General features: G+C 54.2%; 23 protein-coding genes. 13 read left to right on the top strand and 10 right to left on the bottom strand.

What is annotated here, in order from left to right:
- The first annotated feature begins 91 nt into the window (after positions 1–91).
- From rph to RIC29_10850, 4 genes are read left to right on the top strand one after another with little or no spacing between them, the layout of a single operon-like run.
- Positions 92–823, top strand: a complete 732-nt coding sequence (rph, locus tag RIC29_10865) for a ribonuclease PH (GenBank protein ID MEQ8735416.1) — start codon at positions 92–94, stop codon at positions 821–823.
- A 16-nt stretch (positions 824–839) separates the two neighbouring features.
- Positions 840–1,439 (top strand): RdgB/HAM1 family non-canonical purine NTP pyrophosphatase, encoded by a 600-nt coding sequence (rdgB, locus tag RIC29_10860; GenBank protein MEQ8735415.1) that lies wholly within the window; start codon positions 840–842, stop codon positions 1,437–1,439.
- A gap of 7 nt (positions 1,440–1,446) precedes the next feature.
- The gene (gene hemW, locus RIC29_10855) at positions 1,447–2,628 is read left to right on the top strand and encodes a radical SAM family heme chaperone HemW (GenBank protein ID MEQ8735414.1); all 1,182 of its coding nucleotides are present in this window, start codon (positions 1,447–1,449) and stop codon (positions 2,626–2,628) included.
- Positions 2,629–2,646: 18 nt separating this feature from the next.
- Positions 2,647–3,567 (top strand): NAD(P)H-binding protein, encoded by a 921-nt coding sequence (locus RIC29_10850; protein MEQ8735413.1) that lies wholly within the window; start codon positions 2,647–2,649, stop codon positions 3,565–3,567.
- Here the strand turns inward: RIC29_10850 and RIC29_10845 are convergent.
- Positions 3,564–4,325 carry a helix-turn-helix domain-containing protein gene (locus RIC29_10845; protein ID MEQ8735412.1) on the bottom strand — a complete coding sequence of 254 codons (762 nt, stop codon included), beginning with the start codon at positions 4,323–4,325 and terminating at the stop codon, positions 3,564–3,566. The genes RIC29_10850 and RIC29_10845 overlap by 4 nt on opposite strands.
- 123 nt (positions 4,326–4,448) lie before the next feature.
- Here RIC29_10845 and RIC29_10840 point away from each other — a divergent pair, with 123 nt between their 5' ends.
- From RIC29_10840 to RIC29_10830, 3 genes are read left to right on the top strand one after another with little or no spacing between them, the layout of a single operon-like run.
- Entirely contained in the window at positions 4,449–6,359 is a 1,911-nt protein-coding gene (locus RIC29_10840) for a nitrilase-related carbon-nitrogen hydrolase (protein ID MEQ8735411.1), read from the top strand.
- Positions 6,360–6,367: 8 nt separating this feature from the next.
- Positions 6,368–7,621, top strand: a complete 1,254-nt coding sequence (locus RIC29_10835; GenBank protein ID MEQ8735410.1) for a cytochrome P450 — start codon at positions 6,368–6,370, stop codon at positions 7,619–7,621.
- 47 nt (positions 7,622–7,668) lie between these two features.
- Positions 7,669–9,096, top strand: coding sequence for an MFS transporter (locus RIC29_10830; GenBank protein ID MEQ8735409.1), 1,428 nt, complete (start codon positions 7,669–7,671; stop codon positions 9,094–9,096).
- 75 nt (positions 9,097–9,171) lie between these two features.
- Here the strand turns inward: RIC29_10830 and RIC29_10825 are convergent, their stop codons facing one another.
- From RIC29_10825 to RIC29_10815, 3 genes are all read right to left on the bottom strand, one after another.
- A complete protein-coding gene (locus tag RIC29_10825) occupies positions 9,172–10,320 on the bottom strand; it encodes a class I SAM-dependent methyltransferase (GenBank protein ID MEQ8735408.1) in 1,149 nt (382 codons plus the stop codon).
- 42 nt (positions 10,321–10,362) lie between these two features.
- A complete protein-coding gene (locus RIC29_10820) occupies positions 10,363–10,731 on the bottom strand; it encodes a hypothetical protein (protein ID MEQ8735407.1) in 369 nt (122 codons plus the stop codon).
- Between the two features lie 123 nt (positions 10,732–10,854).
- Positions 10,855–11,502, bottom strand: a complete 648-nt coding sequence (locus RIC29_10815; GenBank protein ID MEQ8735406.1) for an SDR family oxidoreductase — start codon at positions 11,500–11,502, stop codon at positions 10,855–10,857.
- Positions 11,503–11,878: 376 nt separating this feature from the next.
- Here RIC29_10815 and RIC29_10810 point away from each other — a divergent pair, with 376 nt between their 5' ends.
- The 6 genes from RIC29_10810 (at position 11,879) to hslU (ending at position 19,516) form a co-directional block, all read left to right on the top strand.
- The gene (locus RIC29_10810; protein MEQ8735405.1) at positions 11,879–13,081 is read left to right on the top strand and encodes an aminotransferase class I/II-fold pyridoxal phosphate-dependent enzyme; all 1,203 of its coding nucleotides are present in this window, start codon (positions 11,879–11,881) and stop codon (positions 13,079–13,081) included.
- Positions 13,082–13,086: 5 nt separating this feature from the next.
- Entirely contained in the window at positions 13,087–15,543 is a 2,457-nt protein-coding gene (locus RIC29_10805) for a DNA translocase FtsK 4TM domain-containing protein (GenBank protein ID MEQ8735404.1), read from the top strand.
- 106 nt (positions 15,544–15,649) lie between these two features.
- On the top strand, positions 15,650–16,273 hold the full coding sequence (locus RIC29_10800; protein MEQ8735403.1) for an outer membrane lipoprotein carrier protein LolA: 624 nt from the start codon (positions 15,650–15,652) through the stop codon (positions 16,271–16,273).
- Positions 16,274–16,698: 425 nt separating this feature from the next.
- The gene (locus RIC29_10795; GenBank protein ID MEQ8735402.1) at positions 16,699–17,535 is read left to right on the top strand and encodes an exodeoxyribonuclease III; all 837 of its coding nucleotides are present in this window, start codon (positions 16,699–16,701) and stop codon (positions 17,533–17,535) included.
- Positions 17,536–17,653: 118 nt separating this feature from the next.
- Entirely contained in the window at positions 17,654–18,199 is a 546-nt protein-coding gene (hslV, locus tag RIC29_10790) for an ATP-dependent protease subunit HslV (protein ID MEQ8735401.1), read from the top strand.
- A gap of 6 nt (positions 18,200–18,205) precedes the next feature.
- The gene (gene hslU, locus RIC29_10785; GenBank protein MEQ8735400.1) at positions 18,206–19,516 is read left to right on the top strand and encodes an ATP-dependent protease ATPase subunit HslU; all 1,311 of its coding nucleotides are present in this window, start codon (positions 18,206–18,208) and stop codon (positions 19,514–19,516) included.
- Positions 19,517–19,564: 48 nt separating this feature from the next.
- Here the strand turns inward: hslU and RIC29_10780 are convergent, their stop codons facing one another.
- The 6 genes from RIC29_10780 to RIC29_10755 form a co-directional block, all read right to left on the bottom strand.
- Positions 19,565–21,430, bottom strand: coding sequence for a ferrous iron transporter B (locus RIC29_10780; GenBank protein ID MEQ8735399.1), 1,866 nt, complete (start codon positions 21,428–21,430; stop codon positions 19,565–19,567).
- 3 nt (positions 21,431–21,433) lie between these two features.
- Positions 21,434–21,733, bottom strand: coding sequence for a FeoA family protein (locus RIC29_10775; GenBank protein MEQ8735398.1), 300 nt, complete (start codon positions 21,731–21,733; stop codon positions 21,434–21,436).
- 242 nt (positions 21,734–21,975) lie between these two features.
- Positions 21,976–22,341, bottom strand: a complete 366-nt coding sequence (locus RIC29_10770; protein MEQ8735397.1) for a helix-turn-helix domain-containing protein — start codon at positions 22,339–22,341, stop codon at positions 21,976–21,978.
- Positions 22,338–22,916 (bottom strand): Smr/MutS family protein, encoded by a 579-nt coding sequence (locus tag RIC29_10765; protein MEQ8735396.1) that lies wholly within the window; start codon positions 22,914–22,916, stop codon positions 22,338–22,340. Before RIC29_10765 ends, RIC29_10770 begins: the two co-directional genes overlap by 4 nt.
- A 110-nt stretch (positions 22,917–23,026) precedes the next feature.
- A complete protein-coding gene (locus tag RIC29_10760) occupies positions 23,027–23,569 on the bottom strand; it encodes a hypothetical protein (protein ID MEQ8735395.1) in 543 nt (180 codons plus the stop codon).
- 71 nt (positions 23,570–23,640) lie between these two features.
- Positions 23,641–24,933, bottom strand: a complete 1,293-nt coding sequence (locus RIC29_10755; GenBank protein MEQ8735394.1) for an MltA domain-containing protein — start codon at positions 24,931–24,933, stop codon at positions 23,641–23,643.
- Positions 24,934–24,938: the final 5 nt, after the last annotated feature.

Below are 24,938 nucleotides of genomic sequence, written 5' to 3'. Positions count from 1 at the left end.
CTTGTTCTACCCCTAGAGCACCGGGTATGGAGAGCGTATACCTCCCCTCATCCCATCGCGCCACTCCTGGGCGATATTAAGGAGACACTTTATGCGCCCTTCTGGCCGCTCACCTTCAGACCTGAGACAGGTCACTTTTGAATTAGGTTTTGCCAAACATGCTGAAGGGTCTTGCTTGGTGAAGTTTGGCGATACACACGTGTTGTGCGCGGCCAGCGTTGAAACACAAGTGCCCGGCTGGATGCGGGGCAGCGGAAAAGGCTGGATCACCGCTGAGTATGGCATGCTGCCCCGGGCCACGAACACGCGCATGGACCGGGAAGCCGCCAAAGGCCGTCAATCGGGTCGCACGCAGGAAATTCAGCGTTTGATTGGCCGGGCGCTTCGGTCTGTCGTTAAAATGGATGGCTTTGGCGAGGTCCAGGTGCGGGTTGATTGTGACGTAATCCAAGCCGACGGCGGCACGCGAACAGCCTCGATCACCGGCGCTTATCTGGCGCTGCACCAAGCTTTTACGCGCATGATTGATCTAGGCGTGATGATCGAGATGCCCTTCACGGAACCTGTGGCCGCCATATCCTGCGGTTTATATCAGGGAACACCTGTGCTGGATTTGGATTATGCCGAGGACTCAAAGGCGCAGGCCGACGCTAATTTTGTGCTGACAGGATCCGGTAAGATCGTTGAGATTCAGGGCACCGCAGAAGAACATCCCTTTACGGCCGCTGAGTTTCAAAACCTGTTGGACTTGGCCCAAACCGGCTGCGCCGATCTTGTGAAGATGCAGCAAGCCGCGCTTGACGCTATTACGGTTCAGGTTTGACCAGGAGTTGATAAGTGTGAGCAATCGGTGTTTCGAGGGCGGGCGACTTGTTGTGGCCAGCCACAATGCAGGCAAAGTGCGCGAGATAAGAGAGCTGCTTGCGCCCTATTCCGCAGACGTTATTTCGGCTAGCGAGCTGGATTTACCAGAACCAGAGGAAACAGGGACCACCTTCAAAGCCAATGCAGAGCTTAAAGCCCTCGCGGCGGCTAAGGCTTCCAAAAGCGTCGCCCTCGCCGATGATTCCGGTTTGGCAGTGTCGGCTTTAGGCGGCGCCCCGGGCATATACTCGGCCCGCTGGGCAGGGCCGTCCAAAGACTTTGATGTGGCGATGGAGCGTATAGAAGCAGAATTGGAGGACGCGACTGACCGCTCAGCCCATTTTGTCTGCGCTCTCACTCTGGCCTGGCCCGATGGTCATTGTGAAACCTTCGAAGGCACCGTTCATGGCAGCCTGGTCTTTCCAAAACGCGGCGATTTGGGCTTCGGATATGACCCCATTTTTATACCTGAGGGCCACAGCATCACCTTTGCCGAGATGGACCCGGACAAAAAACACCAGATGAGCCATCGCGCAGACGCCTTCGCTAAGCTAGTGGCTGCCTGTTTCGCATGACCCTCTTATGAGCAGTCCGCCCGGCACCACACCCGGAATAGCGCTTTATGTGCATTGGCCGTTTTGCGTGTCCAAATGCCCTTACTGTGACTTTAACAGCCATGTTGTCGATACCGTTGACCATGCGGAATGGCGTGAGGCCCTGTTAACCGAACTGGCTTTTGAGGCGGCGCGCACCTCTGATGTCAGATTAGAGTCCATTTTCTTCGGTGGCGGCACACCCTCTCTGATGGATGCGGAGACCACGCGCGCCATCATAGAGGCCGCTAAAGCGTCTTGGTCTTCTGAACCTGACTTAGAGGTCACGTTGGAGGCCAATCCCGGAACGGTGGATGCCGCACGCTTTGCCGCCTTTCGCGACGCCGGGGTCAACCGCCTGTCGCTGGGGGTTCAGAGCCTGAATGACGCGCAACTCAAATTTCTGGGGCGTAAGCACTCCGCCGCAGAGGCGAAGGCCGCCGTGACCTTAGCAGGGTCCATTTTCGACCGGTTGTCGTTCGACCTGATTTATGCCCGCCCTGATCAGACGTCTGAGCAGTGGCAGACAGAACTTTCAGGGGCCCTCGACCTGCTGATTTCGGCAGGCGGTGGGCATTTATCGTGTTATCAGCTGACCATTGAAGACCAGACACCGTTCAAGAAAGACTACGAGCGAGGGGCGTTTACCTTGCCGGATGAAAATAGCGGCTCTGAGTTGTTCGACCTGACTCAGGACCTGCTGGCAGCCGCCGGGCTTCACTCCTATGAGGTGTCCAATCATGCCCGAACTGGAGATGCCAGCCGGCATAATGTCCACGTGTGGAAGGGCGGAGCCTACGCCGGGATTGGCCCCGGAGCGCATGGCCGGGTTCAGGTTGGCGACGCACTCTATGCAACCCAGCGTCTTAAACCCCCGGCACAATGGCTGAAACGCGTGGCGTCTGATGGCCATGGGACACAGAGCGAGACCGCAATCGGACAAGAAGACCGGGCCATAGAAATGGTGTTAATGGGGTTGCGGCTAGACGAAGGTCTGGATTTGGGTCACTTGGAACGTGTTACAGGTGTGCCTCGATTTAAAGTAATCTCTGAAGAGAGCCTGAAGATGATGGAATCTGAGAAGCTTATACAGTTATCTTCAGATATACTTCGAACAACACGGCGTGGACGACTGGTATTGAACGGGATTGTGCAGGAATTGCTATCATGAGCAGGGATGACTCCTCCCATGGCTAAGCTCTTGGTGATCGGCGCGACCGGCTTCATTGGGCGCCACGTGGTGGCGGCCTTGCTGGAGCGGCGTCACACCGTGGTTGGGCTGCATCGCGGCAAAACACCTCCATCGCTGGCAAGCCATCCGCGTTTTGTGTCTCATCGCGCGGATGTGGCGAAACTGAAAACTGCTGATCAGTGGCGAGATTTTTTAGCGGGTGTGGACGCAGTCGTTCACTGCACGGGCTTGGCTAAAACTCCAGACACCCTTCTGAACGCCTGCCTGGAACGCGGTGTTATGCGCTTTGTTCATGTGGATGGAGCCCCATCAGCCCTAGAGGACAGCTTGAAAACGTCTGATCTGAACTGGGTGATTGTGCGACCCACTCTGATCTACGCCCGGAGTGTTTTTGGTGGAACTTTCGAAGGAAGCTCCCTGCTACAAACCCTGGCGGTCGGGCCGGGCGCGGCGCTGATCCCGGGCAGCGGTGAGGAACGCTATCAACCCATCTGCATGGAAGACTTGGTTGGCATTATCTGCGAATTGGCAGAGGCGTCGTCGTTTAGCCGCAAGATGATAGAGCCGGTGGGGCCGAATGTTCTGAGCCTCAAGGAAATTATTCTCAAACTTCGGCAGTGGCTTGATATTCCTGGACAAAAGACTTTTACAGTCCCACGGTGGATGATCAAAGGTTCGGGGCTTGCTTCGATTCAGCAGGCGGATCCGGCGAGGCCACAAAATTTTAAGGGTCTTTATGCCCCAGCGGCCCGCTCTATGGATGAAGTTTTAGCGGCACAGCCTTCGACGGCTCAAGAACAGCAGCGCGCGCGGCGCGGGCTGAGGAAGCCCTTTTTCACAATTGGTTTGGTCGTCCTCTGGTTCGTTACTCTATACTTGGCTTTGACGTTCCGAAGTATCGGGACGCTGAGCCTCTAAGACACCATCGCGCTGAACTCTTCGCCAATCTGAAGAGCTGTCTTTTTAAGTTTCGGGATAATTTTTTCAATCACCTCGGCGGGACGCAGTGCGTTCTCGAGCACACGGATGACCAAACTGGCGAGATACCTATTTTGAGTCAGAACCGGCAAAGCGTAGGCAAATTCGCGGCCTTGGAGGTTGGCGTAAGCAAAACCTTTGTGCCGGACCATCTTCATAATCACGTCGAACTGTGTGCGATTTTGAGCAACTTGATCTCGCGGATCTTTAGAGGACGTGCACACCAGATCAAGCACGGTTTCCCGCTGGGCATCATCACAGTAGGCGAGATAAACCTGACCCGACGCACTGCCCGCAATGGGATTGCGCCACCCCGTCGGGACGTGATGAACAGCAAGCGGACTGTCATGATCCGTCGTGATTCTGACCAGCATGGACAAGCCGGACGGCGTGACAAGTGAAACGGGCCACAACAAGGATTGCCCCACCTCTTTGATGGCTGGCCTGACAATGTCATCAATCCACTGTTCATCGTGATAGCCGTCAGCCAAGGCTTGCACCTTGCCGCACAACCAATAGCGCTCCTCTGTATCACGACGCACAAAACCCTCGTCTTGAAGGGTCAGAAGCATGCGGTACACGGTGCCGCGGTTCAGGCCCGTAGACTTCGCCAGAAATGGCAGCGTTGCGCCATTGTACGCATTGAGCGCCGTGAGGATATCGAGCCCACGCTTGAGAGATCGAACACGATCAGCCATAGCCCCTATTCGACCTCTCGAAAATTAACGGTTCGCAATGCGAACCATATGAGCGGGGGTATGGCAATGCCTTATTGAACGCGGTCTCCTCTGTATGAACGTTGAGCATCAAGAGAGAGACCTATGACCAATCCCCTGCACTACACCATCGCCGGGCTGCCGCTACAGGCCGTCAGCGGACATGTTGACCATCACCTGACCCTGAATGCGGCTCGTGCGGCGCAAGCGGCGCGAACACTGGCCATCACCACGCCGGGCCTCAAAGTGATCGTGCTGCCCGCCTATGTGCTGAGCGGTGGCTTCGGTGAGGTGGCAGAATCATGCGAGAACCCGCCGCTGGCTGAGCTGAAAGCGGCGGCAGTAGAGTTGGGCGTTTATATCGCGGCTTCTGACCGGTTTGGCGACGGGCACACGGGATTTATCATTGATCCAACGGGCGAGATCGCGCTGACCCAGACCCTCGTATCTGATCAAATGGTGTCTGATCAAAAAGAGGCCTTTGAGTTTGCCGTATTGACCACACCCCACGGTGATCTCGCCTGCCTGCCTAAAGACGACGTTACCCATCCGGAGTATGTACGGGCCTGCCTGTTTAAAGGGGCAGAAATTATTTTGAACCCGACCATCGAGATCGCCAACCACCGCACCAACGCCCGCCACATGTCGCGCGGTGCGCGGTGCTGGGAAAGTATTGTGGCGATGACCAGCGCGGCGTTGTCAGGTGTTGTCGATGACGCCCATCAGCTTATTCCCGGTGAGCCGATTACCGGGCTGGCAGAAGTTTGGAATCATTCCGGCGCACTGATGGCGTCTTCCACAGAGTCACCGGCTTCTGCCGTGATGGACATTTCGTCTTTACGCACCCGGCGCAGCGAACCCTGGATCAACTTTCCGGCGCAACTGCGCACCGCGCTTTACGCCAAAGCTTATGAGCAGGTGGCCGCAACACCGATAGCGCATCCGACGGAGAACGATGCCGCAGCAGCACCGGTCTACGATGTGTTGCTAATGCAAACCCATGAGCGGTTTGCCACTGGTCCGCATGATCGGGACGAAGCCATTGCCGACAATATGGCGCGAGGTTTGGGGCTGGCGCGCATGTTTGCCGCGCGGCCAACCACACGCCTGGTGATTTTTCCGGAGTTCTTTTTACAGGGCTCGACCCCGGGCGATTTGGATTACTGGGAGAAGATGGGCATTCGGGTGCCCGGCCCGGAAACCGACACATTGGCCGCCTTCGCCAAAGACACAGGCGTTTACCTCTGCGGCGCAGTTTTGGAATATGACCCCGAGTGGCCGCGACGGTATTTCAACACGTCGATCATCATCTCACCGCAGGGTGAGATCATTCTGCGTTATCGCAAGCTGCAATGCGCCGACCTGAATGGCATCCTGAACATCACCACCCCGGGCAACATCTACACAGACTATGTGGAACGCTACGGGTTTGACGCGCTGATCCCAGTGGTCGACACCGACATTGGTGTTTTGGGCACGGCCATTTGTTTTGATTCGAACTGGCCAGAGCTGTGGCGAATGATGGCGCTGAAAGGTGCTGAAGTGATTTGCAACCCGACCTCGGAAATTCACAGCGAGCGGGTGCCAGCGTGGTGGTCGGCCAAGCGGGCCCATGCTTCTGAGAACATGACCTATGTCGCCTGCGCGAATGCCGGCAGCGAACAATTTGCGCCGGGTATGGCAATTACCGGGATGAACCGAGGCCACTCCAGCCTGATTGATTTTAACGGTAACTTGGCGACCCATGCGGATGGACCTGGGATCATTCCCCAGGTCGGTCGGATTGATCTTGGCGCGTTGCGCCGCGCCCGGGCCTCAGCCCATGAGAATGCTCTGGCCCGCTTTAATCCGGATGCCATTGTGCAAGCCTACAAAGATTACCCTGGCTTTCCATTGGATTGTTTTCTTGAAACACCGATGGAGGTGGGCAGCGAAGGCCCGGTGTTGGTGAAAGCACACATTGAGCGTTTGCGCGACGCCGGTATCTTAAAACCTGCACCGGGATCACTATCATGAGCGGCGGCATGACCGAAGAAACAAAACCCCTGGACGCCCTCACCATTGCCGACCCGGCTGTGCAGCAATGTCCTTACCCTTATTACAAAGCGATGCACGCACAAGAAGCTGTGCATTACGACGCCGCAACAGACCTATGGATGATCGCCGATTACGACTTGGCGGTGGAGGCGCTGACCAACTGGGAGGTGTTCTCGTCCGAAATTGATATGCGCACCGATGTCGGAGGACCAGACACGTCTGAAAGCGATGCGCTGTTCAAGAAAGACGGCTACATCGTCAACGATGTGCTGAGCCAGGTCGACCCGCCGAGCCACACGTTTTATCGCAAGCTGGTGGACCGGACTTTCACCGGCCCGATTGTGCGACGCATGGAAGACTACCTGACCCATCACACCCAACAGCTGATTGATGGTTTTATCAATCAGGGTCGCTGCGACTTTTTTACAGCGTTCGCGGTGCCGTTGCCGCTGGGTGTGATTGCGGATCAGCTGGGCGCGCCGCAGTCTGATTTGGATAAGTTTAAAATCTGGACGGATGCGATTATTGAAACCTTGGGGATCATGCTGAGCCCCGAGCGCAAGCTGGAATGCACCCGACTGATTATTGAGTACCAACATTACTTTGTGGAGCGCATCGCCGAGAAAAAGCAGACCCCCGCAACGGACATTTTATCAGAGCTGGTCGCCGCGACACATGACGATGGCAGCTCCCTCAGCACGGAAGAACTGCTGGCCATCATTCAGCAGCTGTTGGTGGCTGGCAACGAAACCACACGTAATCACTTGGCCAAGTCGATGTTGCTTTTGATTGAACATCCGGACCAACAGCAAATGTTGCGCGATGATTTATCTTTGGTCCCCAATTTCGTCGAAGAGTCCTTACGGCTGGAAAGCCCGGTTCAGGGTCTGTTTAGAACGGCGACACAGGACACGGTGTTAGGTGAATACAACATTCCCAAAGGCGCAAAGATCTATGTGGCCTACGGCGCAGCCAATCGAGACGACAAGAAATTTGCAGCGGCCGCAAAACTGGATGTGACCCGTAAAAACGCGAACAGGCATTTAGCCTTTAGTCATGGCATTCACCGCTGCATCGGACAGATGTTGGCGCGCAAGGAATTGGAGATTGCCATCACGGCCCTGTTAACACGCCTGGATAACATCGCTTTGGACCCCAACCATTCTGCCCCAGAACACGCGCCGAGTTTTATTCTGCGCGGCCTGACGAGTATGCACATCACGTTTGACGCAATAGGCTGAACGTTTCACAGCTATGCGCTGATCACAGAACTTATGGGGACGGCAGAATGGAAAAACAAAATATGTGGCGGCTGGCCGCGTTTGCCTCGCCCCTGACCCCGGTGACGGTGGCGTTCGTCCCCTTGGTTCTGTTTCTGCCCAGCTTCTATGCGCAAGACTTGGGGTTTGATGTGGCCGCGGTTGGAGCGGCCCTGATTTTTGCGCGCTTGGTGGATGCGGTATCTGACCCATTGATCGGGTTTCTCTCGGACCGCACCACGTCGCGGTTAGGGCGACGGCGGCCGTGGATTTTGGCAGGCGCACCACTGCTGATGCTGGCGGTATGGAATCTGTTTGTCCCGTCAGACGACATGACGACGCTGGGTCTGCAAGTGGCTGTGGTGTTTGTTTATGTATCTTGGACCATGGTGTTTATTCCCCATCAGGCCTGGGGAGCAGAACTGAACAATGACTACAAGCAACGCACGCGCATTAATGTCTTCCTCGGGCTGTTCAACACCTTTGGCGTTTTTCTGTGCCTTTTAATTCCGTTCTTTTTTCTCAGCCCACAAAGCGCAACGCTTAAACAAAGCGTTTTCGGCTGGGCGATGGATGGCAGCGTCGATGTGCCAGACCGGCTCGACCGCATCTTGGCCTTCAACGGCCAAGGCAATGTGCCCTATCAAGAGATTATGTTTTTGATTGCGATCGTGGTGCTGGTGTTGTTGCCGGTGACCGTAGCCGCCTGTCTGTTCTCGGTGAAGGAAGGGATAAAACCACCAGCGCCAATCAACTGGGCAAAGACTCTGCGCCTGTTTCAACGCAACAAGCCCTTTGCTCGTATGGTGATGGGGAATTTCTTTCTGCAAATCAGTGTGCAGTTGTGGGCCGCGGCGCAACCCTTTTACTTGGCCTACATTTTAAAAATGCCGCAGAACTTTTTACTGCTGATTGTGATCATGCAGGGGTTTGCGCTGATCACCGTTCCGGCCTGGGGCTACATCGCGCGCTGGGTGGGACGCGGGCGCGGCTTGGCCTTTGCCGGGATCTGTATGGTGCTCGGGTTTTTGCTGTTGAGCGTGATTCCATCTGGCTCGTTGTTCGCGGTGATTTTTCCTTACTTGCTGTTGGGGGCCGCCGCCGATGGGAAATGGATGATGCCGATTGGGCTGGCCGCCGACGCCGCGGATTATGATCATTGGAAAAACGGGTCTGAAGAAGCCGGGCTGCATTTATCGGTGCTGTTTCTGACCAACAAAATTGGGATCGCCATGGGCGGGCTAACGCTGGTTGCGTTCGGCTTCTTCGGCTTTCAGCCGGGAGCACAGGACAATTCCGAAACCGCCATGACCGCCGTGAAATACATTTCGACCCTGGTGCCCATGGTCTTTTCTCTCATCGGTGTTTTGATCATGTGGAATTTCCGCCTGACGCCCAAAGTCCATGACGCGATCCGGCGCCGGTTGGATCTGAGAGCAGTCCCAAAATCGCGGTAAATATAAAAATGCCGCAGATGACTACGACCACCTACGGCATTTTATAATTATAAAATTTCGATCAGAGTGTGGTGTTTACTTCACACCTGAGATCATCAGCCAAGACCGGTGAACGCCTTTTGACGGACCACCGAACTGGGTGTTGCCACGTTCAGCTTTAAACGCTGCATCCTGATAGCCAATAGCCACATCTTTAAAGCCGGTGTCTTTACACAGCTTTTCAAAATCTGCGGTTAGTGCGCCTTTCCAGAAGGGCTCGTAATTGTACTGGATTTCGTAGTCACCGCGAATGCGGCTCCAGGTGTCCATTTCTTCCAGGCGACCAGGCACTTCCAGATGGACCATGGCACCACCGGGTTTCAACAGGCGATGACATTCCTTGAAAATGTTCGGCATCGCCTTGCCCGAAGTTTCATGCAGCATCGCGCTTGAAGTGATGAGATCGAAACTCTCATCTTCAAAATCTGTGCATTCCGCATTCTGTTGTGAGAAGTGCACAGGGATGTTGAGACGTTCGGCCCGGGCATGGGCATAGCGCATCATGCCAGCGCCGACATCGATGGCGTGGGTTTCCGCCTCTGGGAAGTAGCTAGCAATGGCCAGGGTGGAGTGGCCAACGGTGCAGCCCATATCAAGAATGCGCAGCGGCTTGGCGTCGGGCCAGCGTGAGAAGTAGTGCGACACGATGGTGTGGCCGCGGATGTCGTTCATGTAACCGCCGTTGCGGCCCATTTGATAGACCACCGCGCCGCGGTCAAACACCGCACCCTGACGCACATCACGCTCGCCATAGGTGCCATGATAGTTGCCCGGCATACGGTGAATATCCTGCGCCGAAATATAACGCGGCACTTCCAAATCCGGGTTGATGCGCACGGAGCCCTTGGGGTTTTCAATTTCCGCCAGGTCCATCAGATCATCAAGCTGACGGTCGACACAGGTGCCAACCGCATCCCACATCATATCCTGGGCGGTGGAGACCATGGTGATAAAGGCCTGATAGGCGGTTTCCGGCTCCATCTCTTTGCGCAGTTCCTGATGGTTGCGCGGCTCGCGGCCATGCTTTGCCTTAAATTCAGGCAGGACTTTTTTCTCCAGCAGAGTCCGCTGGCCTGAATCCAGCTTGGTGGCGAGAAACATTTTCATATCTACGATGGCCAGCTGCTCGGCGATCTCGTCGTGGTTTGAGACCGGCATCATCGGGTGGGGGCGGTGAGCGTCCATAGTGTTTTCCTTCTGTTAAGATTCAGCGCGGCGCTTAGGGCTTTAAGCGGCGTCGAACTCTTTCATAATCTCGTCGTAATCTTCTTCGCTGCCGGCTTCAAGCCGGGCGGCTTCTTCGCGCAACACACGGAACACTTTGTGCATGATGCGGTTGCGCAACACCGACCGTTCGCCATTGGCGGTTTGGTCTGCGTTGTAAGCTTCCACGTCGGCGGTGCCAAACCCCCCTTTGTCTTCAGAGACGCGTTCGTGAGTGTCGAGGCGTTCGCGCAAAATAGACACTTCAACAGTCAGCGCCATAACCATAGACAGAAGCTGATCATTGGCGGGGCCATCATGAAATGGCGAGGGGCGTCCCTTGGGAATCCAGACTTTATCTTTTTTAGCTGTTAGATCGGGAACAGCGGTCATGAGCGTCTCCTGTACTTTCTTATTCTTACGTTACGAATTTGAAGTCAGACTACGCGTTTCGCGCGTTGTTTGGGATGATATGAATCAAAACCGTTCACCCCGTAACTCCTTTAAAACCCTAATCTACCATGAAATTTGCAGGGCTTTATGGCCGTGATCCCCTGTCTCGATACAACGGAGGGCCTCAGCAGCGACATCGGCCCGGGCAATTTTCCAGGCCACTTTACTTGGTGGCTTTTGACCCTCCCACACGGTGTAGTGCCCGGTGGCGGATTTGCTGACCAACATGGGCGGACGCAGGAGGGTCCAGTCGAGGCCCGCGTTCTTGATCACGTTCTCCTGCAGGGTTTTATCGGGAATGATATGTTTGAGAATAACCTTGGCGACAAATCTGACCCAAAAGGGGCCAATGCCCGCGGACTCGCCCGCCCCCATGGAACTGACCGCGACGAGACGGGCAACCCCGGCCTTTTTCATGCCATCCACCACAGCCTGGGTAACGCGTTGATGCTTGGTATCTGGCTCTTTATTGGAAAACCCGTACGCCGTGAAGACAGCCTGGTGGTCGCCAGAAACTGCCGCTTTAACGGCCTCGGCATCAAATAAATCCCCCTGAACGGTGGTCAGGTTGTCGTGTGGGGTCAATTTAGAGGGGTCGCGCAGAAAAGCCGTGATGCGATGGCCGTGCGCTAAGGCTTGTTCAACAAAGGCTTTGCCGGTGCCGCCAGTCGCGCCAAAAACAAGAATATGCTGTGGGGGAGGTTGGGTCATAGGTGTGCGACCTTAAAGTGTTGAGCGCGCTATATTAGACTGAGATGTGGTGCTTAAACTATCGACGCAAGTGGCCTCAAGCGACAGCCGATATGTGAGTCTTCCAAAACCGGACCTTTTGGCCATTAAATAATTAAGAGAGCCGTTGAGAATCATCTTCCAACCCCCTGACTCTTAAGGTAAAAATCGAATTCGTTAACCTCACGTTTACCTTTGCAGGTGACTCTGCACAGGTGAGGGACACCAAGCCTGTTTTTAGGCCGGCTTGACCGGCGTTTTTCAGGCCGGTTCGACCGGCGTTTTTCAGGCCGGTTCAATATTGGGACGCCGCGGCCTGTATACAGCAGGGCCAAGGCACTTTGGGACGAGTGACAGGATGTACAACAGCCAACTGGATGGGCTGACAGATTATCCGTTTCAGCGCCTTGCCGCGCTGCTGGCGGACGTGTCACCGCCCGATGGTGTCACGCCGATCGCCATGTCCATTGGCGAACCCCAACATGCGGCCCCAGACCTGATTTTTAGTGCGTTGGAAAAACACGCCAAGGACTGGAACAAATACCCCCCCACCGCCGGGACTGAGAGCTACAGGACCGCCGTTACCGATTGGCTGACCAAACGTTACGGCTTGCCAGACGGTTTCGTCACGCCCGATGAACATGTCTTGCCCGTAGCAGGTACACGCGAAGGGTTGTTTATGGCAGCTCAACTTGCCGTGCCGCGCCAAAAGGCCGGGCAGCAGCCGACTGTGTTGATGCCCAACCCCTTTTACCAAGTATACCTGGGCGCGACTGTTATGTGCGGCGCGAACCCAATTTTCGTGCCGGCCACAATAGACACAGATTTTCTGCCTGATTTTGGCGCCGTTGATGAGGCCGTGTTAAAGCGTACCGCGTTGGCCTATCTGTGTAGTCCGGCCAACCCGCAAGGTTCTGTCGCATCTTTAGAACAACTGAAAAGCGCCATTGAACTGGCACGCAAACACGATTTTGTTTTGGTCGGCGACGAATGCTATTCGGAAATTTACGGCGACACCCCACCGCCGGGATTGCTGCAAGCCTGCGCCAGTCTCGGCAACGGCTTGAGCAATGTTTTAGTATTCAACTCGTTGTCGAAACGCTCCAGCGCACCGGGCTTACGTGCCGGGTTTATCGCCGGAGATCCAGACCTGATTAAGAAGTTCAGTCAACTGCGGTCGCATTCTGGTGCGGTGCAACCACTGCCAGTGATGGCGGCGGCGGCAGAGCTGTGGCGAGACGAAATGCACGTGATTGAAAATCGCCAAAAGTACCAACAAAAGTTCAATGACGCCGCGCGTATTTTTGGAACCCATTTCGGTTTCAAAAAACCTGCGGGCGGGTTCTTCCAATGGCTTGATGTCGGCGACAGCGAGACTGCGACACGCCGACTTTGGCAAGACGGTGGGATTAAGGTTTTGCCCGGTGCGTATCTCAGCCGTCCAGGCCCCGATGGCGTGAGCCCCGGGGATCGGTACATCCGTGTCGCCTTGGTTCATGACCGGGATAAAAACGAAACAGCTTTATCGACCCTATTTCATATTCTGTCCAAAGAGGTTTGAGCGCTATGGCCACGTCAGCAACGCAGATAGAGACCGGACCCTTTCTGCCGCCCTCCATGGTGGCTGCCATTCGGCGTGCCCTATGGGCCGTCGCCGGGTTAGGCATCTTGTCCGTCGCGCTCGGGGCCCTGGTTTCGTTGCTGACCTACAGTTCCATGGATCCCTCCTTGAATGCGGCGACCAATGCCGAGGTTCAGAACTGGCTGGGCGATGCCGGCGCTGTATTCGCTGATGCCATTTTGCAGTCTCTTGGCTTGGCTGCGATGGTTCCGGTGATTGTTGTTACAGCCTGGGGGACACGGGTTCTGAGGGCAGAAACCGTGTCGTGGATGTGGCTGCGCCTGGTGTCCATTCCTGCTGCGGCGCTGTTGCTATCCATCGGTTTCGCTGGCTTTTCGCAGCCAAGCAGCTGGGCGCTGCCCGCAGGCGTTGGTGGCTTTTCAGGACACATTTTGCTTGATCTGATCACGACGTCGCTGAGCGGCATCGGGGCGGTTCAGAGCTTGAAGTGGCTTGCGGTGCTCCTTGGCCTCGCCGGTGGACTTGCGTTGTTGCAATGGATTACGACGATCCCTGTTTCAGCTTATAAAACATCGGCCCAGTGGGTTCGGCGTGAGGCATCACGATCCATGAATTGGGTGATGGCTTTGGTTGGTAACCTGCGCAGCGAACACTCTAAACGCGCGGTGGAACGGGCCGCAAGACGCGCCGCCCGCAAGACAACAGCAGACAAACCACCTGCGGTGCAAAAACGCGAACGGATTGAGCCCAAACTGACACATGACGACTTTGACGAGGATGACATCTACGATGAAGATGTTGCCCAACCCACGCCCGCATCGGCGAGAGACGCAGAAATTGTTGTTGCGCGTAAGCAAGCCAGCAAACCCTCAAAAAAGGAACTGGCCGCACGGCAGGGATCATTATTACCCGCAACCCCGGAAGGATTTGAACTTCCACCGCTGGACATTCTGAGCATGCCCCGCGTTCAAACAACGGCGCAGTTGGACACCCAAGCGCTAGAGAGCAATGCCAAGATGCTCGAAGGCGTGCTGCAAGATTTTGGCGTGAATGGCGAGATCGTCAAAGTCCGGCCTGGTCCGGTGGTCACCCTATATGAATTAGAACCGGCTCCCGGTACAAAGACCGCACGCGTTGTCTCTCTCGCTGACGATATTGCGCGGTCTATGAGCGCAGTTGCCGTGCGTATTGCTGTGGTACCAGGACGCAGTGTGATTGGCATTGAGCTGCCAAATGAACGGCGCGAAACCGTTTACTTCCGTGAAATGCTCTCCTCTGAAGCCTGCGATAAGTTTGATGGCAAGCTGACGTTGGCTTTGGGCAAAGACATTGGCGGGGCCCCAGTCTATGCCGACCTTGCACGTATGCCTCACCTGTTGATTGCAGGAACAACCGGCTCCGGCAAATCAGTCGCCATCAACACCATGATCATGTCGCTGTTGTATCGTCATACACCCGATGACGTGCGCATTCTGATGATCGATCCGAAGATGCTGGAGCTGTCTGTCTATGACGGAATTCCGCATCTGTTGTCACCGGTGGTAACCGAACCAAGCAAAGCGGTCACCGCCCTAAAGTGGGTGGTGCGTGAGATGGAAGATCGCTACCGTGCCATGAGCCAGCTGAGTGTGCGTAACATTGCTGGATATAATCAGCGTCTGAAGGAAGCCTCAAAAAAGGGCAAAGTTCTGACCAAGACCGTGCAAACCGGTTTTGACATGGAGACCGGTAAACCGGTTTACGAGGAACAAGAACTAGATCTGACGCCGCTGCCCTACATTGTGGTGATTATAGATGAAATGGCCGACCTGATGCTGGTGGCCGGGAAAGACGTTGAAGCCGCCGTGCAGCGCCTGGCGCAGATGGCGCGAGCCGCTGGGATTCATGTGATCATGGCGACACAGCGCCCCTCAGTCGATGTGATTACCGGCACCATCAAGGCCAACTTCCCAACTCGTATTTCGTTCCAAGTGACCTCGAAAATCGATAGCCGCACGATTTTGGGCGAGCAGGGTGCTGAACAACTTCTTGGCCAGGGCGACATGCTCTACATGGCCGCCGGCGGACGCGTCACCCGTGTGCATGGTCCTTTTGTAACGGATGAAGAAGTTGAAGAAATCGTCACGCATCTGAAAGACCAAGGGCAGCCCTCATACCTTGACTCCGTGACCGATGAAGACGCATCTGATCTGTCCGATGTGCCGGGCTTCAGTGGAGGCATGGGCGGCAACACAGACTCTGGGGATAGTTTGTTTGATCAGGCGGTGGCCTTGGTGGCGCGCGAACAGAAAGCTTCAACCAGTTTCGTTCAACGGCATCTGCAAATTGGCTACAACCGGGCGGCCCGCATTATCGAAGATATGGAAGCCCAAGGCATGATTGGTAAACCCAACCATGTGGGTAAGCGCGAAGTGCTCCTGCCGGAAACAGCCGAGAGGTAAATCTTAAGCTACGCTGGGCGCTTTCTTCGCGCCTTGCGCCCCTGCCTTCTTCGCGCCTTGCGCGCGTGCCTCAATCCAGCCATAAGCTGTCGTCATGATAATGCTCATGAGAATATTGTCGTCGGTCTTTATTGCAGCCAGTCTGCTTGTCATCGGATCAACTTCATCTGCCAATGAAGTTGAAGACGATGCCGCGTTGCTGGCGCGGGCCTCAGCCTATTTGAATAAAATTGATACGCTGCAAGCCCGGTTTTTGCAGATTGATGGCCGCGGCGGCGTGGCCGAGGGTGACTTGTATGTGGACCGGCCCGGTAAAATGCGTCTGTCCTATGATCCACCCACACCCATTTTGATCGTCGCCGATGGCAGCTATGTGATTTATGTGGACCTGGAGCTTGGCGAGCCCAGCTACCTGGATATCGATGACACCCCTGCCGGTTTTCTATTGGAGCCGGACTGGTCGTTTACGGACGATGATGTGATCGTCAAAGACATCCTGCGCCAACCCGGTGTTATTGAAATTACTGCTACCCGCGCCGATGACCCCTCTGCGGGTGATCTTACGTTTGTGTTTTCCGATGGGCCTTTTGAGTTGCGGCAATGGCGGGTGAAAGACACCCAAAGTCAGGAAATCACGGTGACCTTGTTTGAGACAAAAACCGGTATCGATTTCGACTCGAACCTCTTTCGCTATGAAAATGCCGACGTTTTTGACGACAAAAATCGTTAAAATCTAAAAATCGAAGTCTTTCGCAACAATTTTTCCGGCATCCATTGAGAGACAAACAGGTTCTAACGCCCTGTAAAAAGGGCAATTTTATGCTTCACAACCGTTCCGCGTGTATTTTGCATAGCTGATATGCGGTGAACTCCTATTGAAATTATCGCGGCACGACCCAAAATATCTCCCATGAGCGTTGCACCCCATTGTTTAATCAAGGGGTTGGCAACGAGCTGGTGTCCCGGTTTCCCCTACCGGCCCAGCAGAAGAAGACAGCGCCCGATGTCCCCCCAACGTCGGGCGCTACTTTTTTGACGTGGCTCACCCGACAACGTTTCCGCCGAAAAACGTCCGATCTGTCCTGCGCCTCTATCTTTACCGATAGCTTCTAAAGCTGTCGTGGCAAGTGCATAAAAGCGTTTATACAGTTGCCCATGTCAGCGCCCCCCTCAACACGCCCTCACTTCGACCAGCCTTTGCGGCTCATTTCCTGGAACGTGAACTCTGTCCGGCGCAGGCTTGATCAGGTGATTCGCGTTATCGACCGCTGGGAACCGGACGTGATTTGCCTGCAAGAATTAAAAGCCAAGGAAGATGTTGTGCCAGTCGATGTCCTTGCCGCCACCGGCTATACCCATCAGGCGATCGCCGCCCAACCGGGATACAACGGCGTGGCGATTCTCTCTCGCCTACCACTAACAGATACCGAAACATTTACCTGGGCAGAGCGGGACGACGCGCGGCATGTGTTCGCGCGGATTGCAGCCAGTGGAATTGGTGTTCACTGCGTTTATGTTCCAGCGGGTGGCGATATTCCTGACCGCGTCGTTAATCCAAAATTTGACTACAAACTCAGATACCTTGATGCCCTGTCAGATCATTTTGCTGGCAACTACGGGTTTCGCGATCCCATGATCATGGCCGGTGACCTGAACGTTGCCCCCTTACCTGCAGATGTTTGGGATCATGCCAAACTCAGAAACATCATCACCCATACAGAAATCGAAATTGCCGCCCTTGAGCGGGTGAAACGGTCTTTGAATTGGATTGATACCCAGCGGGAAGTGACCACCGAAGACGATCCGGTGTTTACCTGGTGGAGTTACCGCGCCGCAGACTGGGAAGCCACCAACAAGGGCCGACGACTTGATCATATCTGGGTGACTCCTGGATTAAAGGATAGGATCGATGATGTTGAGGTTTTGACGGCTGTTCGACATTGGATACCGCCATCAGATCATGCGCCTGTGATGCTGACTCTTTCGGGTTAGCTTTTTAGGCTTTCTTTTTTGAGTTGGCCTTTTTAGTCCGGCCCTTGAAGTCTTGATCCCGGACCTCCATCCTTTTAATCATTACCCTGCTTCTTCCCGCCCCTGAAAAGGACTCTTTATGGCTTCCGACGCCGCCGTTTGGCACGGCACCACCATACTCTCTGTGCGTAAGGGGGGCTCCGTCATTGTGGCGGGGGATGGGCAAGTAACCCTGGGACAGCAGGTGATCAAATCTAATGCCCGAAAAGTGCGGCGGTTATCAGACGGCTCTGTGATTGCGGGATTTGCTGGGGCTACTGCAGATGCATTTACTCTGTTTGAACGGCTGGAAGCCAAACTGGATCAATACCCAGGTCAGCTGACCCGCGCCTGCGTCGAACTTGCAAAAGACTGGCGCACAGATCGCTATCTGCGCCGATTGGAAGCGATGATGGCCGTGGCCGATAAAGAGACCTCATTGGTGTTAACCGGAACAGGTGACGTTTTAGAACCTGAAGATGGCTTAATCGGTATTGGGTCGGGCGGGTCTTATGCGTTGTCCGCTGCACGGGCGCTGATCGACCTAGATGATATGGACGCTGAAGCGATTGCCAGAAAATCTATGGGCATCGCGGCTGATATTTGTGTCTACACCAACGACTCCCTTGTTATTGAAAGTCTTTAATCTGTTATGACCGCATTCTCCCCACGGGAAATCGTTTCCGAATTAGATCGTTTTATTATCGGCCAGAATGATGCCAAACGCGCGGTGGCGATTGCCCTGAGAAACCGCTGGCGTCGCCAGCAATTGCCAGACGCGCTGAAAGACGAAGTGCTGCCGAAAAATATTCTGATGATCGGCCCGACCGGTGTTGGCAAAACCGAGATCGCCCGCCGTCTGGCAAAGCTGGCACAGGCGCCCTTCATCAAAGTTGAAGCAACCAAGTTTACCGAGGTTGGGTATGTTGGCCGCGATGTGGAAAGCATCATTCGCGACATGCTGGAAATCGCGATTCACATGACCCGTGAAAAATTACGAAAGAATGTCACAGCCAAGGCTGAGCTTTCAGCAGAAGAACGGGTGCTAGATGCTCTTGTCGGAGACTCTGCCAGCGCGGGAACACGGGAAAGTTTTCGCACCAAGCTCCGCAACGGCGACTTAAACGATAAAGAAATTGAGATCGAACTGACCGAAACAGGGTCCGCCGGGATGCCAACTATGGAGATCCCTGGCATGCCCGGCGCGCAAATGGGCATGCTCAACATAACCGATATGCTTGGCGGCATGATGGGCGGACGCACCAAGAAAAAACGCATGAGCGTTGAAGATTCTCACGACATTCTGATCCGTGAGGAAAGCGACAAATTGCTGGATGAAGAAACCGTCATCCGAGACGCCATTGAAAGTGTTGAAAACGACGGCATCGTCTTTCTGGACGAAATCGACAAAATCACAGCACATAGCGAAGCCCGTGGAGGCGATGTCTCACGGGAAGGTGTGCAACGAGACTTGTTGCCCCTGATTGAAGGCACGACCGTCGCGACCAAACACGGCACCGTGAAAACTGATCATATTCTGTTTATATCTTCCGGTGCATTTCATGTGGCGAAACCCTCAGACCTGCTGCCAGAGCTTCAAGGACGCTTGCCGATCAGGGTTGAGTTGAAGGCCCTGACCAAAGGGGACTTCGTCCGTATTCTGACGGAAACAGAAGCAAGCCTGATCAAACAATACAAAGCGCTGATGAGCACCGAAGACGTCACACTTGAATTCGAAGACGCGGCGATTGATGCGATTGCGGAACTGGCCGCAGAGATCAATCAGAACGTTGAGAATATTGGGGCCAGGCGCTTGCATACGGTGCTGGAAAAACTTCTGGAAGAGATCAGCTTTACGGCAACAGACCGCGGCGGCGAGACCATTGCCATCACCGCTGATCTGGTAAAATCTCAGGTCGGTGATCTGGCCAAAAAGGGCGATCTCAGCAAGTTTATTTTGTAGAACGAAGTTTGTTATAGCACGGGCGATTGATGGTCAGGATCTTACGGCTTAAATCAACGCGCGCGAAATCCAATAGGTGGCCCCGGCCGCTACATAAGCCAGCGTAAACAGATAGCCAAACATAAACACAGTCCAGCCCCAGGAGTTGGTCTCGCGCCGAGCGACCGCCAGCGTCGATAGGCACTGAGGCGCAAACACATACCACGCCAGAAACGCCAAGGCGGTTGGCAGCGACCAGGCTGATTGTAAAACCGTCGCAAGGCTAGACGCGACGGCATCTTCGGAACCGCTCAGCGAGTACACGGTGCCCAAAGCGCCAACCGCAACTTCGCGGGCCGCCATTCCAGGGACCAAAGCCACCGAGATTTCCCAGTTAAATCCGATCGGCGCAAACACAACTTCCAACGCGCGACCGACTTTTCCCGCCGCGCTATAAAAGATATCGGGCTCTGTTGCATTTGGGGGCGGGGCCGGAAATGACGCCAGACCCCACAACAAAATCATGCTGAACAAAATAATGGTTCCGGCGCGGCGCAAAAACAATCTTGCCCGCTCAACCAGGCCAATAAAGAGATCGCGGATATGGGGCACTTGGTATTTGGGCAACTCTAATAGAAGCCGTGGTGGTGCGCCTTTGGTCAGGGTTCTTTTCAATACACCAGCAACAACAAGCGCGCTGACGATGCCGGCCAGATATAACCCAAACATAACCAAGCCTTGGAGACCAACGCCGCCAAACACTGTGGTGTTCGGAATAAAAGCCGCAATGATAAGCGTGTAAACGGGTAATCGGGCCGCGCACGTCATCAACGGGGCGACCATAATCGTCGTCAGTCGATCACGTGGGTTATCAATCGTGCGGGCCGCCATTATGCCAGGAATGGCGCAAGCGAAACTGGACAACAACGGAATAAAAGCGCGACCATTGAGGCCCGCCAAAGTCATCAGACGATCCATCAAGAAGGCAGCGCGCGCCATGTAACCGGAGGCTTCTAAAACGATAATAAAGGCAAATAGAATCAGAATTTGCGGCAAGAAGATAACCACACTGCCCACACCGGCCAGAATACCATCAACGACAAGACTTCTGAACAAACCATCCGGCAAGGACTGCAACACAATTTGCTGCAGGCCAACCACAGCAGCGTCGATCCATTCCATCGGTTGTTCTGCCCAGGCAAAAACAGCCTGGAACATCACAAACAGAACGCTCAATAAAATCACGGGGCCGATGACCGGATGAAGCACAACTGCATCCGTGCGGCGCGTTAAAACGTTTTCGACGCCTTCTTTAACGGTTGCAATAGACGCAATGCGGCGTGCTTCTTTTTGCAAACTACGCACCGATGGCGGCGCATCTGTTGCCCGCACTGGCTTTGGATAAGCCGTCCATAATTTTTTCCATGCCTCGGCGTTTAACGACTCAACAAGGTCTTTCACGCCTGAGCGCCGCACTGCAACGGTTGGAATAACCGGCAGGCCGAGCGCTTTGGAGAGAAGCCCTGGATCAATCTCGATGCCATCACGCGCCGCCAAATCCATCATATTCAGAGCAATGACAATCGGGATACCAAGGCGTTTGAGTTCAAGCACGAAGCGGACGTGAAGCCTAAGATTGGTGGCATCGACAACACACACCACAGCCTCTGGCGCGTGTTCAATCTGACTGGTCCCCATCAACGCATCGTGGGTGACAACTTCGTCCGGACTATTTGGCGTCAGGCTATAAGTGCCCGGGAGATCGACAATCTCGATTGAACGGCCATCCGGCGCTGTAAGCAATCCGGCCCGACGCTCAACGGTTACGCCTGGATAGTTTCCAACTTTTTGCCGGCTACCGGTTAACGCGTTGAACAGGGAACTCTTGCCGCTGTTCGGGTTGCCGACAAGCGCAAGACGCAAAGTATCTTCCATATTTTAGAGAGCCTCTTTTGAGGCAGGAGACACTGCAGGCTCAACCAGAATATAGCTGGCATCAGCAGGGCGAATGGCCAGCATACGGCCATCGACACACACCGCTAAAGGACCCCCAAACGCGCCTTGATGTCGCATTTCGATCATAGCCCCCTCTTCAAAGCCCAGACTCAGAAGCAAATCTTCCAAATGCGGATCACTCTCTGTCCCGCATGGCGCGCCGATTTTTGCAATACGCCCAGGCCGTCCAATCTGAAGGTGATCGAGCGTGAGGGTCGGGTTTTGGGCCGGGTTTTGTGTCATTTCTCGGTTCAAAGGTTCAATTCAGGTGAAAGGTTCTATTTTTATTGAGAATGATTTTCAGTCTTAACCATAGAGTCCGCAGATCGTCCAGTTATTTTTTGCGAACAATTCTTATTACTGGGTACTTAGATACCGAAAAACACCCGGATTCCGCTTTGACGTTTGTCAAAAACACAGGTCAAAAGAACAGGTCAAACAGTTAGGAAGAAATGAAAAATTTCGAGTTTCCCGATTAGCTAGTTCTATCGACTTTCCTCCATGCCTTTCAGCACGGTAATAAGCTGCTCAAGATCAGAGTCTGAAAGGTCTGGAAGGCGTCGCCGCATCAGATTGGCCAACTCCGTTGCCCGTGGCGAAAGCCCTCCGGTATCGAGGGTGACTTTCGGATGAGATTGTTCTGCCAACCGCTTGAGATCTTCTGCCTGATCCCAAATCAAATCCAAATGACCGCAGATTTCCATCACCAACCCGGGTCCTGGACGCCCGCGACGGCCATGCTCTAGGGCAGACAGATAGGCTGGGGAAACGTTGAGCCGGTCGGCCAGTGTTTTCTGTGTCATGCCTCGGTCTGCACGCAGCTTGCGTAAACGGGCGCCAAAAGGTGTCACCGCAAGTTCCCTTTTTTACGAAGCAAAATATACAGGGCCCCATCTCCGCCGTCTTTTTGTTGGGCGTACGTTAGCGACAAGACGTAAGGCCGAAAAGCAGGCTCGTTGAGCCAGCGCGGAACCGCAGCTTTGAGTTTACCGATTTCTCCTAAAGTGGACCGCCCTTTTCCGGTCACGACCAAAACGCACCGCGCGCCTGAGGCTTGAACAGACGTGATAAATCCATACAAACGTGAATGTGCTTGCGCCAAAGTACTGCCATGAAGGTCCAGACGTGCATCGATATCCATACGGCCTTTTTTAAGTTTATCGGCCGTGCGGCGATCTGTGCCGCCTACTTGGCCAATTTCAAGCGTCTGAATAGAATGAGCAGGATTGGTGGGTTTTGTAGGGTGTGTCGCGTTGGTTTTAGTGTCGTCGCGGTCAGTTTTAACGACCCGCAGTTCGCGTGGCGTGGCACTGCTGCTGACGAGAAAAGTAGATGTTAAGGTTTCTTTTGAGAGGATTGCATGATCACCATCATACTCAAAAGACACCAAGTCCTGGCGGCGCTTAACCGGCGACACTTTGGACATGGCTTTTGACCAGAGGTTTGATTCCGATTGGGTTAGTAATCTGTTTTTTTTAAATCGGGACACGCGTAATCCGTTACTCTTCAAATCTGATGAAGTGCCAAACGTACCCTTTACATATCAATGTTATCTTCGCGAATAACACCTTTAAGCGACCCCTCGGTCGGAGGGTCCTTAAATTCGGCGTAGGCTTCAACACCTTCGACGTCCATCTCCGGAAGATAGCGGGTCACAAAGGCGCGCCAATCGCCATCTGGCGAGACACAGCGGGTTTTCGACATATAGTTTAAAGTTAGAACCAGGCCACCCAACTTCCACAAAATATTCCAATTGTGAAGATTATCTGTCGCCGCATCGATGGCGCGACGATAGACCCGTTGAGAGACCCAGGGCCGCACCAGAAACAAGTACGTCAAAACGCCGAGTAACATGGCCAGCGTTCCGACCAGCAAGTCGATCAGCAGCATCACGGCCATGGATAACAACAACAGGATCAGTAAGGGCGCAACATTTTCCCATGGGCTAAACACAGGACTGCGCGGGGTATTTAGACGGTCAAAGTCGATAAAAATACTGATGCGGTCCGCTTGATAAGATTCCATCAAGCGCCCGTATAAGGCTCGGTCTCGGCGCTTATTTTCTGGTTTCCCGGCCATATCCCCTCGACCCCTGAAATATCACTGTTGGGCGAAATCTCAGTCTCTCACTGCTATCCTATCTGCGTGCACTATAACGGTTTTTCAGGAATCTGTGAGGGTGGAGGGACACTTCGCGGTAAAAAAAGGTAATAGCGCCCTTGGGAATTCATGCGCCCGGCCTTTGCAAAGGCTGCATCGCCCGCACCCCAAAAATAATCGCCGCGAATGGGGCCTCTAATGGCTGAACCTGTATCAAGCGCAACGACCAAACCATCCAAGGATTCACCATCCGGATCATCGACATCCAGCCACAAAGGTGCACCATAGGGTATATACCGGGGATCGATGGCAAGACTGCGTTTTGGCTCTAACGGGACACCGAGAGCCCCAATCGGCCCTGGACCGTCTATCCAACGAAAAAAAATGTACCGCGGGTTTTCTTCCATATAGGTACGTCCGGCTTTAGGGTTTTCACGCAGCCACTCCGCCACGGAGGGCATGGACCCTTGTCCACGGCCCAACACACCAGCACTGAGCAATATCCCACCAATGCCGCGAAATTTCTGTCCATTGTTTCCCGCATAACCGATGCGGCGTTCTGTACCATCAGGGAAATACACACGTCCTGATCCCTGAATGTGAAGCAGATGAGCATCGACCAGATCATCGACCCAGACCAAGACCTCAGCTCTGTTCACAAAATCACGGTCTTGTTCTATGGCGCGGCGGGGGTCGTAAGGAACAAGCTTCTGAGAGTCTACACGACCGATGATTGATGAAACATCCGATGAGAGACCGAAGGCGCGGGCATCAACCTCAACCAAATCTTTTGGCGGGGCATAAAGTGGTACTGAGAATTTCTGGGTACGTGTGTATGAACCTCTTAAGGAGGCTTCATAATAGCCGGTAAATTTTCCGGTTTCGTTGTCAGAGGGAGTCACAGCATACGGCACAAAAAGATCGCGCAAAACAGCACGAACACCATCGTCATCACCGGGAGCGACCAGAGATATGGCGGCGCAAGGCGCGCGCCAATCCGTGACTGTTCCCCCTAAACCATTGGGACCGACCGTCTCTAAATCATCTCTACTTTGAAAACTCACACAGGCGTTTTTGAGGGACGGTAGAGATTGACTGAGTTGATCATCCCTCCATCCTGGCAAATCTTGAGGGTTTACCGGCACATATGAAACCATCTGCGTCGTCGGATCTACAACAGGTGGAACGGGCACTGGAATTTCGCGGACCACCTCAACACGTTCAACACGTGTCGGAAAAAAAAGCGCTGCAATCAAAAGGCCTGCGGAGAACGCAACAAAAGCTATAACTGCATAAACGGATGCAGAACTCTTAAGAAAACGAATCAGTGGAGCGTCCGCCACCGCAG

Source organism: Rhodospirillaceae bacterium, from assembly GCA_040219235.1.
Taxonomy (GTDB): Bacteria; Pseudomonadota; Alphaproteobacteria; order Rhodospirillales; family Rhodospirillaceae; genus WLXB01.
The sequence above is the reverse complement of the archived record's forward strand: the minus strand, read 5'-3'. Positions and strand labels throughout refer to the sequence as shown.

What these genes read in the sequence shown, in the direction of transcription:
- rph (MEQ8735416.1), top strand. Translation starts at nt 92, where the DNA reads ATGCGCCCTTCTGGCCGCTCACCTTCAGACCTGAGACAGGTCACTTTT.
- hemW (MEQ8735414.1), top strand. Translation starts at nt 1,447, where the DNA reads ATGAGCAGTCCGCCCGGCACCACACCCGGAATAGCGCTTTATGTGCAT.
- RIC29_10850 (MEQ8735413.1), top strand. Translation starts at nt 2,647, where the DNA reads ATGGCTAAGCTCTTGGTGATCGGCGCGACCGGCTTCATTGGGCGCCAC.
- RIC29_10845 (MEQ8735412.1), bottom strand. Translation starts at nt 4,325, where the DNA reads ATGGCTGATCGTGTTCGATCTCTCAAGCGTGGGCTCGATATCCTCACG.
- RIC29_10840 (MEQ8735411.1), top strand. Translation starts at nt 4,449, where the DNA reads ATGACCAATCCCCTGCACTACACCATCGCCGGGCTGCCGCTACAGGCC.
- RIC29_10835 (MEQ8735410.1), top strand. Translation starts at nt 6,368, where the DNA reads ATGACCGAAGAAACAAAACCCCTGGACGCCCTCACCATTGCCGACCCG.
- RIC29_10830 (MEQ8735409.1), top strand. Translation starts at nt 7,669, where the DNA reads ATGGAAAAACAAAATATGTGGCGGCTGGCCGCGTTTGCCTCGCCCCTG.
- RIC29_10825 (MEQ8735408.1), bottom strand. Translation starts at nt 10,320, where the DNA reads ATGGACGCTCACCGCCCCCACCCGATGATGCCGGTCTCAAACCACGAC.
- RIC29_10820 (MEQ8735407.1), bottom strand. Translation starts at nt 10,731, where the DNA reads ATGACCGCTGTTCCCGATCTAACAGCTAAAAAAGATAAAGTCTGGATT.
- RIC29_10815 (MEQ8735406.1), bottom strand. Translation starts at nt 11,502, where the DNA reads ATGACCCAACCTCCCCCACAGCATATTCTTGTTTTTGGCGCGACTGGC.
- RIC29_10810 (MEQ8735405.1), top strand. Translation starts at nt 11,879, where the DNA reads ATGTACAACAGCCAACTGGATGGGCTGACAGATTATCCGTTTCAGCGC.
- RIC29_10805 (MEQ8735404.1), top strand. Translation starts at nt 13,087, where the DNA reads ATGGCCACGTCAGCAACGCAGATAGAGACCGGACCCTTTCTGCCGCCC.
- RIC29_10800 (MEQ8735403.1), top strand. Translation starts at nt 15,650, where the DNA reads ATGAGAATATTGTCGTCGGTCTTTATTGCAGCCAGTCTGCTTGTCATC.
- RIC29_10795 (MEQ8735402.1), top strand. Translation starts at nt 16,699, where the DNA reads ATGTCAGCGCCCCCCTCAACACGCCCTCACTTCGACCAGCCTTTGCGG.
- hslV (MEQ8735401.1), top strand. Translation starts at nt 17,654, where the DNA reads ATGGCTTCCGACGCCGCCGTTTGGCACGGCACCACCATACTCTCTGTG.
- hslU (MEQ8735400.1), top strand. Translation starts at nt 18,206, where the DNA reads ATGACCGCATTCTCCCCACGGGAAATCGTTTCCGAATTAGATCGTTTT.
- RIC29_10780 (MEQ8735399.1), bottom strand. Translation starts at nt 21,430, where the DNA reads ATGGAAGATACTTTGCGTCTTGCGCTTGTCGGCAACCCGAACAGCGGC.
- RIC29_10775 (MEQ8735398.1), bottom strand. Translation starts at nt 21,733, where the DNA reads ATGACACAAAACCCGGCCCAAAACCCGACCCTCACGCTCGATCACCTT.
- RIC29_10765 (MEQ8735396.1), bottom strand. Translation starts at nt 22,916, where the DNA reads ATGTCCAAAGTGTCGCCGGTTAAGCGCCGCCAGGACTTGGTGTCTTTT.
- RIC29_10760 (MEQ8735395.1), bottom strand. Translation starts at nt 23,569, where the DNA reads ATGGCCGGGAAACCAGAAAATAAGCGCCGAGACCGAGCCTTATACGGG.